Below are 13,651 nucleotides of genomic sequence, written 5' to 3'. Positions count from 1 at the left end.
CTCTTCAGCGCCGATGGTAGTTGGGGGTTTCCCCCTGTGAGAGTAGGACGCCGCCAAGCCATTTGAAAGGTCAGCCATCGTGCTGGCCTTTTTTGCGTTTAGTGGAAGAAATGATAAAGTGTAGCAAAGAGTTACTACTATTTTTATAAAAGGAAGAGGGACTAAGATCATGTATCTTACTACTAGATAAACTGTTCATCCCCGCTGAAAGAATTTATAATTAGAAAAATAGGTGAAGCTGTTAGTAAGGTTACTACACAAAAGATGTCATCGAAAAAAAGTGAATGTAGGAAAGGAACGATTTCGTGAGTAAAAAGAGTAAGGAAAAGTTTGAAGTTAGAGAAGGCGAAAGCATTGATGATTGTCTAAATCGAATCAAGGCCGAGGGGTATTTTCCTGTCAGGAGAACGGAAGAACCGATTTTCGAAGAAAGAGTTACGAATGGGAAGGTCCATTATGAACCAATTAAAAGAAAAATTGTGTTCGAAGCGAAATTATTTGAGTAAAACACGAACGATTATTTAAATATATATATAAATATTCGATTTTACCTTGACAATAAAATTGTGTGACGGTAAGATGAAGGTATATTAATACATCTCATATAATCCTGGGGATATGGCCCAAAAGTTTCTACCTGATGACCGTAAATCATCGGACTATGAGAAAAGTAGCTGACTTAATTGGGAACTATCGAGGTCTTTTTTGAAGAGACTATTTTCCGGGCAGATTGCTTTCTCTATGAGGAAGATATCTGTCCGTTTTTTTATTTGTAAATAATTATCCCTGAGAGGTGTCCAGCTCATGCTTAAGGGAGGATCACTTATTTTGATTATGGGAGGGACAGAATTATGAAGACGCAAGTCGGGATCATTATGGGAAGTGTCTCAGATTGGGAAACGATGAAGTATGCTTGTGAATCATTAGAACAACTCGAAATCCCTTATGAAAAAAGAGTTATTTCCGCCCACCGTACGCCGGATTTATTGTTTGAATATGCAGAGAGTGCAAGAGAGCGTGATATTAAGGTGATTATCGCAGGGGCAGGTGGAGCTGCACATCTTCCGGGTATGACGGCAGCGAAAACGATTGTCCCGGTGATTGGAGTGCCAATTCAGTCTAAGGCATTAAACGGAATGGATTCCTTATTATCCATTGTCCAAATGCCAGGCGGGGTACCTGTGGCAACGGTAGCCATCGGCAAGGCAGGGGCAATTAACGCAGGATTGCTTGCGGCACAGATATTGGCTGCTTTTGATTCGGAAGTGGCTGAAAGATTAGAAGTTCTTCGAGAAGAAACTAGAGAAAAGGTGTTACTGAGCAGTGAACAACTTAAATAAAGTCATTTTACCGGGTCAGACAATTGGAATCATTGGTGGGGGACAGTTGGGCAGGATGATGGCCTTGTCGGCGAAGGCATCGGGTTTTATGGTAGCTGTTCTTGAGCCAACGACTAATGGTCCTTGTGCGCAAGTCGCGGATATAGAAATCAATGGGGCATATGATGATATAGAAGCATTGAAGAGATTGGCTGAAGTCAGTGATGTCATAACCTATGAATTTGAAAATATCAGTTCCAAGTCTCTCAATTGGTTGAAGCAGCATGCCTACCTTCCTCAAGGATCAGAGCTATTAAAACAAACCCAGGACCGGCTTACTGAAAAGAAAGTTATAGCAGGGGCTGGGGCAACTGTAGCTCCATACCGGGGAATACAGGAAATGTCGGAAATTTATCTACATATAGAAGAATTAGGGTATCCGAGTGTGTTAAAAACGACGCGTGGCGGTTATGATGGAAAAGGGCAGTTAGTCATTAGAGAAGAGGCCGATATTAAAAAGGCGGAATCCCTGCTCCAAACAGGTATATGTGTGCTAGAAGCCTGGATTCCTTTCGTTAAGGAAGTCTCGGTTGTCGTGACGCGTAAAACAAATGGTGAAACAAGTCATTTTCCGGTTGCTGAAAATATCCATGTTGAAAATATCTTGCATAAAAGCATTGTTCCTGCTCGCATCAGTCAGCAAGCCGAAGAGAAAGCCATTCAAGAGGCCCGACAGCTTGCAGAAAAACTTGATCTGGTCGGTACATTGGCAGTGGAGATGTTTTTAACAGCGAAGGATGAAATCATCATTAATGAGCTTGCACCAAGGCCACACAACTCAGGACATTACACAATGGAGGCATGTGAGACCTCTCAGTTTGAACAGCATATCCGTGCTGTCTGCAATTGGCCCCTCGGCAATACTTCCTTGTTAAAACCGGTTGTCATGGTCAATGTCCTTGGTGAACATTTGGAACCATTACTTGAGGAAATTCCGGTTCTTAAGGATTGGAAGATTCATCTTTATGGTAAAAAAGAGGCGAAGGTAAAACGGAAAATGGGGCATATCAATATTTTACGTCCAACACTCGAGGAAGCTCTTTTAGAAAGTGATCGAAGCAAAATATGGAATCAACAGGTTGAAACGGAGGAAGTAAAATGATTGAACGTTATACCCGCCCTGAAATGGGTAACATTTGGACAGAAAAAAACCGCTTTAATGCGTGGTTGGAAGTTGAAATCCTTGCATGTGAAGCATGGTCAGAACTTGGAGTCATTCCGAAAGAAGATGTGAAACTTCTTCGTGAAAATGCGACGTTTGATGTAGAGCGCATCAATGAAATAGAAAAAGACACTCGTCATGATGTGGTGGCCTTTACCCGTGCGGTTTCCGAAACATTAGGCGAAGAACGTAAATGGGTACATTACGGATTGACTTCAACAGATGTAGTCGATACAGCCCTTTCTTACGTGATTAAACAAGCGAATGAAATCCTATCCAAGGATTTAAATAATTTCGTTGAAATCTTGAAAAACAAAGCGAAAGAACATAAATATACCGTGCAAATGGGACGGACACATGGTGTGCATGCGGAACCGACTACTTTCGGTTTGAAGCTTGCCCTATGGTATCAAGAAATGAAACGGAACGTGGAACGTTTTGACGCTGCTCGAAAAAACATCGAGGTAGGTAAAATATCCGGTGCTGTTGGTACATACGCGAACATCGACCCATTCGTTGAACAATTCGTCTGCGAAAAACTGGGCTTGGAAGCAGCTCCCATTTCAACTCAAACATTGCAACGTGATCGCCATGCACACTATATGAGCACATTGGCTTTAATTGCAACTTCCATCGAAAAATTCGCTGTGGAAATCAGAGGATTACAAAAAAGCGAAACGCGCGAAGTGGAAGAATTCTTTGCAAAAGGACAAAAAGGATCATCGGCAATGCCTCATAAACGGAATCCAATCGGTTCTGAGAACATGACAGGAATGGCCCGGGTCATCCGTGGATACATGACGACCGCATATGAGAATGTGGCATTATGGCACGAACGTGATATCTCCCACTCTTCTGCTGAACGAATCATCTTGCCGGATGCAACGATTGCTTTGAACTATATGTTGAATCGCTTCAGTAACATTGTGAAAAACCTTACCGTTTATCCTGAGAACATGAAGCGCAACATGGATCGTACACTTGGGTTAATATTCTCTCAACGCGTGCTGCTTGCCCTTATTGATAAAGGCCTTGTCCGCGAAGAAGCATATGATACGGTTCAGCCACATGCGATGGATGCCTGGGAGCAACAAGTCCCATTCAGGAGCCTGATTGATAAGGATGATAAAATCACAAGTTTACTTACTAAAGAAGAACTTGATGACTGTTTCGACCCAACTCATCATTTGAAAAACGTAGATGTGATTTTTGACCGCCTAGGCTTATAAAACAAGGTGGTAAACGTGAATCCCTGCCTGGGTGAAGCGTTTGCTCCTTGTCTATAGATATAATAAAAGTTCATAATATTCACAATTCGGAGGTCTTAACAGATGGAAAAGCGAGAATTGCTGTATGAAGGGAAAGCGAAACAGATTTATGCAACGGACAACAGTGAAATAGTTTGGGTGGAATACAAAGATTCAGCAACGGCATTCAATGGCGAGAAGAAGTCGGAGATCGCTGGTAAAGGCCAGTTGAATAATCAAATTACTAGCTTACTATTTTCAAAGCTTGCCGAAGAAAACATTCCCTCTCATTTTATCAAAAAGCTGTCCGAGCGGGAGCAACTGGTTAAAAAAGTCTCCATTATTCCTCTTGAAGTGGTCGTTAGAAACACGGCTGCCGGTAGTTTTTCTAAACGCACCGGCATAGAAGAAGGCCATCCGCTAAAGAAAACGCTCGTTGAATTTTATTATAAAGACGATGCACTCGGCGATCCCCTGTTAACAGAAGACCATATTGAAGAATTGGAACTGGCCAGCAAGGAAGATGTAGCAATTTTAAAAGAAAAGGCACGTGAAATCAGTACGATTTTATCAACCATCTTCAAAGAGATGGGCATCAACCTGATTGATTTCAAATTGGAATTTGGTAAGACATCTGATGGGGAAATCCTATTGGCTGATGAAATTTCGCCAGATACTTGTCGCCTCTGGGATGCAGTAACAAATGAAAAACTGGACAAGGATGTATTCCGCCGTGATTTAGGGAGTTTAACAGATGCATATGGAAAAATTCTAGCAAAGTTGGAGGGCATTCAACATGTATAAGGTTAAGGTATATATCACACTACGAGAAAGTGTACTGGATCCACAGGGGACAGCGGTTCAACAATCCCTTCATAGTTTGACATATAACGAAGTAAGCGATGTGCGTGTCGGGAAATACATTGAACTGACGATTGAAGACACCGAACGTGATTTAGATCAGCTGGTGAAGGAAATGTGTGAAAAACTATTAGCCAATACAGTTATTGAAGCGTACCGTTATGACGTGGAGGAGGTTGTTACCCAATGAAATTTGCTGTCATCGTTTTCCCTGGCTCCAATTGTGATGTCGATATGTATCATGCGATACAGGATGCGCTTGGGGAGGAAGTGGAGTATGTATGGCATTCCACGGATAATCTAGACAAATTTGATGGGATCCTGCTTCCAGGCGGATTCTCTTATGGCGACTATCTGCGTTCAGGAGCGATTGCCCGTTTTTCCAATGTGATGGCAGAAGTCGTAAAAGCGGCTCAAGCAGGAAAGCCGGTTCTTGGCGTCTGCAATGGTTTTCAAATTTTGCTTGAAGCAGGGCTGTTACCGGGAGCGATGCGACGTAATGATGGTCTGAAATTCATCTGTCGTAACGTAGAGCTGAAAGTTGAAAATAATGATTCAATGTTTACAACGGGTTATTCATTATACGAATCAATCACCATTCCAGTGGCCCATGGTGAGGGCAACTATTATTGTGATGAAGAAACATTGGCAGAATTGAAACAAAACAACCGCATTCTGTTCACTTATCAAGGTGAAAACCCTAATGGTAGCCTTGAACAAATTGCCGGAATCACCAATGCACAAGGCAATGTCCTCGGAATGATGCCTCATCCCGAACGTGCTGTTGACTCACTGCTTGGCAGTAAAGACGGCTTAAAGATTCTTCAATCCATCGTGAAAAACTGGAGGGAATCACATGTTGTTACAGCTTGAACCAAGTCCGGATAAAATTAAATCGGAGCGTTTATACGCAAGTATGGGGCTATCCGATGAAGAATTCGCCATGGTGGAGAAAATCTTAGGCAGACTGCCGAATTATACGGAAACGGGTTTGTTTTCCGTCATGTGGTCAGAGCATTGTTCCTACAAAAATTCAAAACCCATCTTAAGAAAATTCCCGATTACGGGGGAAAAAGTATTACAAGGTCCTGGTGAAGGCGCAGGAATTGTTGATATCGGTGATAATCAGGCCGTCGTTTTCAAGATTGAAAGCCATAACCATCCATCGGCCATCGAGCCATATCAAGGAGCAGCTACAGGCGTTGGCGGCATTATCCGTGATGTCTTCTCCATGGGAGCCAGACCTATCGCCATGTTAAATTCGCTGCGCTTTGGTGAATTGGATAACGAACGCGTGAAATATTTATTCAAAGAAGTGGTTGCAGGGATTGCTGGATATGGGAACTGCATAGGGATTCCCACTGTCGGCGGTGAAATTCAATTCGATCCTTCCTACGAGGGAAATCCGTTAGTCAATGCCATGTGCGTCGGGTTAATTGATCATAAGGACATCAAGAAAGGCCAAGCTCATGGTGTCGGGAATACGGTCATGTACGTGGGTGCCAAAACTGGCCGTGATGGTATCCATGGAGCTACATTTGCATCGGAAGAACTTTCAGAGTCTTCAGAAGAGAAAAGACCAGCCGTGCAAGTTGGCGATCCATTCATGGAGAAATTACTGTTAGAAGCTTGCCTTGAACTCATCCATAATGATGCGCTTGTCGGCATTCAGGATATGGGCGCAGCGGGGCTTACCAGCTCATCAGCTGAGATGGCGAGTAAAGCTGGATCAGGGATTAAAATGAACCTTGATTTAGTGCCGCAACGTGAAACGGGCATGACTGCGTATGAAATGATGCTGTCTGAATCACAAGAGCGGATGTTAATCGTCGTTACCAAAGGACGGGAACAGGAAATCGTTGATTTGTTTACGAAGTATGACCTGGAAGCAGTTGCTGTTGGTGAAGTAACGGATGATAAAAACTTAACGCTTTCTCATCAAGGTGAAATCGTTGCGGAAGTTCCGGTTGATGCATTGGCTGAAGAAGCACCGATCTATCACAAGCCATCTGCTGAACCACAGTATTTCCGTGACTTCCAAAGCATGACGGCTAAAGTGCCGGTTATCAAGGATTATAAGGGTACTCTTATAGCGTTATTACAACAGCCGACCATTTCTAGTAAGGAATGGGTATACGACCAATATGATTATATGGTTCGTACGAATACAGTGGTATCACCTGGTTCGGACGCTGCAGTCGTACGTGTGCGAGGAACGAATAAGGCTCTTGCAATGACAACGGATTGTAACTCCCGCTATATTTACCTCGACCCCGAGACAGGCGGTAAGATTGCTGTAGCTGAGGCGGCCCGTAACATTGTCTGTTCGGGTGGCGAACCTTTGGCGATTACAGATTGCTTGAACTTCGGAAATCCAGAAAAACCAGAAATATTTTGGCAACTGGAAAAAGCGGCTGATGGTATGAGTGAAGCGTGTCGCAGTTTAAGTACGCCTGTCATTGGCGGAAACGTGTCCCTTTACAATGAGACGAATGGTGAAGCCATTTATCCAACACCTGTGGTGGGGATGGTCGGTCTGGTACATGATCTTCAACATATCACAACTCAGACGTTCAAGAATAAAGCTGACTTGATATATTTGGTCGGTGAAGCAAAAGGGGAATTTGGGGGCAGTGAACTTCAAAAGATGATAGAAGGGAAAATCTTTGGTCCGGCGCCGGCTTTGGATTTAATTGTTGAACAAAAACGCCAAGCTCAAATTCTTGAAGCCATTCAGGCAGGGCATGTCACCTCCGCACATGATCTTTCAGAGGGCGGTTTGGCTGTTGCCTTAGCCGAGTCTCTATTTGGTACAAAAACCCTTGGAGCAAAAGTCCAACTTTCTGGAGACCTGGTTTCCGAATTGTTCTGTGAAACGCAATCACGGTTCTTGCTATCTGTAAGTCCTGAAAACCAGGCAGCATTTGAGTCGATTGTTGATGAAGCATCCCATATCGGAGAAGTATCAGGTGATGCAAGATTAGTCGTGACGGATGACGGCAATAACTTGGTCTTTGAAGCGAATGTTGAAGAATTACAATCAGCTTGGAAAGGGGCCATTCCATGCTTGCTGAAATAAGAAGCCTTAACGAGGAATGCGGCGTAGTCGGAGTTTGGGGACATCAGGACGCAGCACAACTTGCCTATTACGGATTGCATAGCTTACAGCATCGGGGACAAGAGGGAGCAGGCATCGTTGTGACGGACGGCATACAAATGTCCATCACGAAAGGGGAAGGTCTTGTAACGGAGATCTTCACGGCAGAAAAAATGCAGGCACTCTCCGGTACTGGGAAATCAGCAATAGGTCATGTCCGGTATACGACAGCAGGCGGCGGTGGCTATCAAAACGTCCAGCCTTTTTTGTTCAATTCACATACTGGGGGGCTGGCCCTTGCCCATAATGGGAATATCGTCAATGCGAGTCAGTTAAAAGCACAGTTAGAGGGGCAAGGGAGCATATTCCAAACGACGTCGGATACGGAAGTCCTTGCACATTTGATCAAACGCTCCGGCTATTCGGAAATTAGGGACTCTGTTAAAAATAGCTTAAGCATGCTAAAGGGAGCCTATGCCTTTGTTATCATGACGGAAAATCAAATGATCTTAGCTCGTGATCCACATGGCTTCCGCCCTCTTTCCTTAGGAAAGGTAGGCGACGCATATTTTGCTGCTTCTGAAACATGCGCCCTCGATATCGTTGGGGCCGAATTCATCCGTGATATCGAACCGGGTGAGCTTGTCGTCATCAATAATGAGGGAATCCATTCAGAATACTTTTCCCTTTCTAGTCAACAGGCCATGTGCACGATGGAATATGTGTATTTTTCCCGACCGGATAGCAATATTGATGGAATCAATGTACATACGGCCAGGAAAAATCTTGGTAAGCAAATGGCACTTGAAGCGAAAATCGATGCGGATGTAGTCACAGGTGTTCCTGACTCAAGCATTTCGGCGGCCATTGGGTATGCCGAAGCGGCAGGTATTCCTTATGAACTGGGCTTAATAAAGAACCGCTATGTCGGACGGACATTTATTCAACCGTCACAAAGCCTTCGCGAACAAGGAGTGAAGATGAAGCTATCGCCGGTAAGAGGAGTTGTCGAAGGAAAGCGTGTGATCATGGTGGATGATTCCATCGTCCGTGGTACGACTAGCAGAAGGATTGTCCGCATGCTGAAAGATGCAGGTGCAAAAGAGGTTCATGTCGTTATCAGTTCGCCACCTATTAAAAACCCTTGTTTTTACGGAATTGATACATCGAAAAAGGATGAACTGATTGCCAGCTCCAAATCCGTGGAGGAAATCCGGGAGATCATTGAAGCCGATTCGCTTACTTTTTTAAGCGTTGAAGGGATGGTCGAAGCGATTGGGCGTCCGTTTGCTGGTGAAACACGTGGTTCATGCCTAGCTTGTTTCACAGGGAATTATCCAACGGAAATTTTCGATTACGAACGAGAAAAAACTAAATGCTGATAGCGTTTAAAATAATGAGTGGTTTTCAAAGGGGGATTTCAAATGGCTAATGCATATAAGCAGGCTGGTGTCGATATCGAAGCGGGTTACGAAGCGGTAAATCGGATGAAGAGACATGTAAAGCGTACATTCCGTCCTGAAGTAATGAACGGACTCGGTGGCTTCGGAGGCATGTTCGATTTGTCCTCGTTACACCTTAAAGAGCCTGTCCTCATTTCAGGAACGGATGGAGTCGGTACAAAGCTTTTACTCGCATTCATGATGGATAAACATGATACAATTGGAATAGATTGTGTAGCGATGTGCGTCAATGATGTGGTCGTGCAGGGAGCTGCGCCTTTATACTTTTTAGATTATATAGCGTGCGGTAAAGCCGATCCCGAGCGAATTGAAATGATTGTCAAAGGGATTGCGGACGGATGCGAGCAAGCAGGCTGTGCTTTAATTGGTGGTGAAACAGCGGAAATGCCAGGTATGTACGAAATCGGGGAATATGACGTGGCAGGTTTCACTGTCGGAGCGGTTGAAAAATCAAGCTTAATTACGGGTGAAGCCATTTCAAGTGGTGATGTTATCATCGGTCTTGCTTCAAGTGGTATCCACAGCAATGGATATTCACTTGTCCGTAAAGTCCTTCTTGAAGATGCAGGAATGGACCTACATGAATTCGTGCCGGAGCTCGGCTGCAAATTGGGTGAAGAATTGTTGAAACCTACAAAAATCTATGTCCAGTCTATATTGTCGACACTTGAAAAGTTTGAAGTGAAGGGACTGGCACATATTACAGGTGGCGGGTTCATCGAAAATATCCCGCGGATCCTTCCGGAAAACTGCGGTGCTGAAATTGAGTTGGGCAGCTGGACGATTCCAACTGTATTTTCTTACCTTGAGGAAAAGGGAAATCTGGTTCAGGAAGAGATGTTCAATATATTCAATATGGGCATCGGGATGACGGCCATCGTGAAAGATTCGGACGCTCCTGAGGTCATTGCCCATCTTCAGTCATGTGGTGAACAGGCTTCTGTCATTGGAACGATTGTTGAGGGAGTAGGAGTTTCATTTAAATGATGAAGCGCCTTGCTGTCTTTGCATCGGGTAATGGAAGCAATTTTCAAGCAATCGCTGACGCAATTAAAGAAGGAAATCTAGAAGCGGAGATTCGCCTTGTTGTGTGTGACCGAGAAGAGGCATACGTAATGGAGAGGGCTAAATTGGCTAACATTCCAGTATTCTTATTTTCTTCCAAGAAGTACGTAAATAAGGCGGCATATGAACGGGAAATAGTAGATGAACTTCAAACCCATAAAGTCGAATTCATTGTTCTTGCTGGATATATGCGGCTAATAGGTCCGACTATTTTGGGGATGTATTCACATAGAATTGTGAATATTCACCCTTCACTTTTACCTGCCTTTCCAGGTAAGGATGCAATAGGGCAAGCTTTAAAAGATGAAGTGAAGGAAACCGGGGTCACGATTCATTATGTCGATGAGGGAATGGATACAGGACCGATAATTGTCCAAAAGGCGGTACCGGTCCTTGCAGGAGATACGAAAGATATCCTTCAAGAAAGAATTCAGGAAACGGAACATGATCTGTATCCGAGAATTTTGCAACAGCTATGCCAAGAGAGACAACATACATAAATGGAGGGAACACCATACCATGAAGAAACGTGCGTTAATTAGTGTATCGGATAAAACAGGCATCGTAGAATTTGCAAAAGGGCTGAAAGAAGCCGGATTTGAAATCATTTCTACAGGCGGTACGAGTAGAACGTTACAGGATAATGGCGTGGATGTTATCGGTATCAGTGAAGTCACTGGTTTTCCGGAAATATTGGACGGACGCGTAAAGACGCTTCATCCGAATGTCCATGCAGCAGTTTTAGCTAAACATGGGGATGAAGGGCATAAGGCCCAGCTAGCAGAGCATCATATTGAACCGATCCAATTGGTCTGTGTGAACCTTTATCCTTTTCAATCAACGATATCGAAGCCGAATGTATCAGTGGAGGATGCGATTGAAAACATCGATATCGGGGGACCAACCATGCTTCGTTCTTCTGCGAAAAACCATGAGTATGTGACGGTTGTCGTGGATAGCGAGGATTATCCAACGGTATTGGCTGAACTGAAAGAAAATGGCGGTGTTTCTAAAACGACGAATCGTCGTCTGGCGGCTAAAGTCTTCCGTCATACAGCGGCGTACGATGCAGTGATATCGGAATATATGACGGATCTTGCTGAAGAAGAAAATCCAGAATCGCTAACTGTTACTTATGAATTGAAACAGTCGCTTCGTTATGGGGAAAATCCTCATCAAAAAGCAGCGTTCTTTAAAAAACCGCTTGGATCTATCTTCTCGATTGCGGAAGCAAAACAACTGCACGGAAAAGAGCTTTCATACAATAACATCAATGATGCAGATGCAGCCCTTCAAATCGTCAAGGAATTCAATGAGCCAGCAGCTGTGGCCGTGAAACATATGAACCCTTGTGGAGTCGGAGTAGGTGCAACGATTTTAGAAGCATTTGATAAAGCGTATGAAGCGGATTCCACTTCCATATTCGGAGGCATCATCGCCTTGAATCGTGAAGTAGATAAAGCGACTGCGGAGAAACTTCACGAAATTTTCCTTGAAATCATCATCGCTCCTGGATTCTCTAAGGAAGCATTGGATGTATTGACAAGTAAGAAGAATCTTCGTCTATTAACGGTTGATTTCCAGGCTGCTAAAAAACCGGAACGTAAATTGACTTCAATTGAAGGCGGTTTACTCGTGCAAGAACGTGATGCTTTCGGGTTGAAGGATGCGGAATTAAAAGTGGCAACAAAACGCGAACCAACCGCTGAAGAGTGGAAAGCTCTCGAACTTGGCTGGAAAATCGTCAAACATGTCAAATCAAATGCGATCGTTGTTTGTGATGACCAAATGACATTAGGCGTGGGTGCTGGACAAATGAACCGTGTCGGAGCGGCAAAAATAGCACTAGAACAAGCTGGTAAAAGAGTTGCTGGAAGTGCCTTGGCATCGGATGCCTTCTTCCCGATGGACGATACCGTGGAGGCCGCGGCAAAAGCAGGCGTTACGGCGATCATCCAGCCAGGTGGATCGAAGAAAGACCAAGATTCAATTGATAAAGCCGATGAATATGGAATAGCAATGGTACTCACAGGAGTTCGCCACTTTAAACATTAATCGAAGATGAGGTGCGGTAATGAATGTACTAGTGATCGGCCGGGGCGGCAGGGAGCATGCTATCGCCCGTAAATTGTATGAAAGCGAACGGGTTGAAAAGGTTTTCGCGGCACCAGGGAATCCCGGCATGACCGATGTTGCCGAACTTGTATCAATCGAAGAAACCAATCATGAGGATTTGGTAGCTTTCGCAAAAGAAAAGGCGATTGGATTGACGGTGATAGGGCCGGAAACGCCGTTACTAAATGGATTGGCGGATGAATTTGCTAAAGAGGATCTACAGGTATTCGGACCAAACAGTCGGGCTGCAGTCATCGAGGGCAGTAAATCCTTCGCGAAAGATTTGATGAAAAACTATAGCATTCCGACAGCGGAATATGAGACATTTTCCGATTATGAATGTGCTAAGGCTTATATTGAGAAAATGGGTGCGCCTATTGTCATCAAAGCTGATGGGTTGGCTGCGGGCAAAGGTGTGGTAGTGGCCATGACGAAGCAGGAGGCATTGGATGCCATTCATGACATGCTTGTCGGTGCTAAGTTCGGGGAAGCGTCGGCCAAGGTCGTCATCGAGGAGTACTTGGACGGCGAGGAGTTTTCATTGATGGCCTTTGTGAATGGAGACAAAGTGTATCCAATGGTCATCGCCCAGGATCATAAACGTGTCTTTGATGGCGATAAAGGCCCCAATACAGGCGGGATGGGTGCCTACTCCCCTGTTCCTCAAATTTCAGACGCCATGGTTCAAACAGCGGTTGAAACCATCCTGAAACCGACTGTCCATGCGATGATTTCAGAAAATCGCCAGTTTACAGGCATATTATATGCCGGATTAATTGCGACTGAAAAAGGTACAAAAGTGATTGAATTCAACGCCAGGTTTGGAGACCCGGAAACTCAAGTGGTATTGCCACGCTTGAAAACCGATTTCTTAGATACGCTTGAGGCAGTCCTAGCGGGTGACGATTTAAATCTAGAATGGCATGATGAAGCCGTCCTCGGGGTAGTAGTGGCCGCGGAAGGCTATCCCGGAGTATATAAAAAGGGTGCTGAGATTAAGGGGTTGGAGGGAATTCAACCTGATACCCATATTTACCATGCCGGGACAGCAAAAGACAGCGGGGGAGCTTTAGTTACCGATGGAGGCCGGGTATTGCTTGTGGCAGCGAAAGGGACCGATCTTGCCTCTGCCCAGAGGCAAGTATATAAAGAGCTAGGACATATTGAAAAGAAAGACCTGTTTTGGCGTGCGGATATCGGATATCGTGCCGTCGATTAAGTTTCATGACCATGAAAAAAAGCTGACTCAAATAACGAGTCAG

The 13,651-nt window shown here is 44.4% G+C and carries 13 protein-coding genes and 1 riboswitch; all 13 genes read left to right on the top strand.

The features are described from left to right. Positions 1-305: 305 nt before the first annotated feature. The 13 genes from ACIQXN_RS21035 to purD all read left to right on the top strand — a co-directional run bounded on the left by ACIQXN_RS21035 (position 306) and on the right by purD (position 13,608). A complete protein-coding gene (locus ACIQXN_RS21035; RefSeq protein ID WP_402971366.1) occupies positions 306-506 on the top strand; it encodes an NETI motif-containing protein in 201 nt (66 codons plus the stop codon). A 74-nt stretch (positions 507-580) separates the two neighbouring features. Beyond that, positions 581-682: riboswitch (purine riboswitch) on the top strand. Between the two features lie 169 nt (positions 683-851). Next, positions 852-1,340, top strand: a complete 489-nt coding sequence (gene purE, locus ACIQXN_RS21030) for a 5-(carboxyamino)imidazole ribonucleotide mutase (RefSeq protein WP_402971363.1) — start codon at positions 852-854, stop codon at positions 1,338-1,340. After that, positions 1,324-2,481, top strand: a complete 1,158-nt coding sequence (gene purK, locus ACIQXN_RS21025; protein WP_402971360.1) for a 5-(carboxyamino)imidazole ribonucleotide synthase — start codon at positions 1,324-1,326, stop codon at positions 2,479-2,481. Before purE ends, purK begins: the two co-directional genes overlap by 17 nt. After that, entirely contained in the window at positions 2,478-3,770 is a 1,293-nt protein-coding gene (purB, locus tag ACIQXN_RS21020; RefSeq protein WP_402971357.1) for an adenylosuccinate lyase, read from the top strand. Before purK ends, purB begins: the two co-directional genes overlap by 4 nt. 102 nt (positions 3,771-3,872) lie before the next feature. After that, complete coding sequence (gene purC / locus ACIQXN_RS21015; RefSeq protein ID WP_402971354.1) at positions 3,873-4,592, top strand: phosphoribosylaminoimidazolesuccinocarboxamide synthase; 720 nt, start codon at positions 3,873-3,875, stop codon at positions 4,590-4,592. Then, complete coding sequence (gene purS / locus ACIQXN_RS21010) at positions 4,585-4,839, top strand: phosphoribosylformylglycinamidine synthase subunit PurS (protein ID WP_402971350.1); 255 nt, start codon at positions 4,585-4,587, stop codon at positions 4,837-4,839. Before purC ends, purS begins: the two co-directional genes overlap by 8 nt. Continuing rightward, positions 4,836-5,522, top strand: a complete 687-nt coding sequence (gene purQ / locus ACIQXN_RS21005; RefSeq protein ID WP_402971347.1) for a phosphoribosylformylglycinamidine synthase subunit PurQ — start codon at positions 4,836-4,838, stop codon at positions 5,520-5,522. Before purS ends, purQ begins: the two co-directional genes overlap by 4 nt. Beyond that, a complete protein-coding gene (gene purL / locus ACIQXN_RS21000) occupies positions 5,506-7,728 on the top strand; it encodes a phosphoribosylformylglycinamidine synthase subunit PurL (protein ID WP_402971344.1) in 2,223 nt (740 codons plus the stop codon). The genes purQ and purL overlap by 17 nt, the downstream gene beginning before the upstream one ends. Beyond that, positions 7,713-9,128 carry an amidophosphoribosyltransferase gene (purF, locus tag ACIQXN_RS20995; RefSeq protein WP_402971342.1) on the top strand — a complete coding sequence of 472 codons (1,416 nt, stop codon included), beginning with the start codon at positions 7,713-7,715 and terminating at the stop codon, positions 9,126-9,128. The genes purL and purF overlap by 16 nt, the downstream gene beginning before the upstream one ends. 42 nt (positions 9,129-9,170) lie before the next feature. Beyond that, the gene (gene purM, locus ACIQXN_RS20990) at positions 9,171-10,196 is read left to right on the top strand and encodes a phosphoribosylformylglycinamidine cyclo-ligase (protein WP_402971339.1); all 1,026 of its coding nucleotides are present in this window, start codon (positions 9,171-9,173) and stop codon (positions 10,194-10,196) included. Continuing rightward, positions 10,196-10,774: a phosphoribosylglycinamide formyltransferase gene (gene purN, locus ACIQXN_RS20985; RefSeq protein WP_402971369.1), complete on the top strand. Its 579-nt coding sequence runs from the start codon at positions 10,196-10,198 to the stop codon at positions 10,772-10,774. Before purM ends, purN begins: the two co-directional genes overlap by 1 nt. A gap of 19 nt (positions 10,775-10,793) precedes the next feature. Next, positions 10,794-12,329 (top strand): bifunctional phosphoribosylaminoimidazolecarboxamide formyltransferase/IMP cyclohydrolase, encoded by a 1,536-nt coding sequence (purH, locus tag ACIQXN_RS20980; RefSeq protein ID WP_402971336.1) that lies wholly within the window; start codon positions 10,794-10,796, stop codon positions 12,327-12,329. A gap of 19 nt (positions 12,330-12,348) precedes the next feature. Beyond that, complete coding sequence (gene purD / locus ACIQXN_RS20975) at positions 12,349-13,608, top strand: phosphoribosylamine--glycine ligase (protein ID WP_402971333.1); 1,260 nt, start codon at positions 12,349-12,351, stop codon at positions 13,606-13,608. The last annotated feature ends 43 nt before the right edge of the window (positions 13,609-13,651 follow it).

Source organism: Peribacillus sp. NPDC097295 (genome assembly GCF_044761665.1).
GTDB lineage: Bacteria > Bacillota > Bacilli > Bacillales > DSM-1321 > Peribacillus.
The sequence above is the reverse complement of the archived record's forward strand: the minus strand, read 5'-3'. Positions and strand labels throughout refer to the sequence as shown.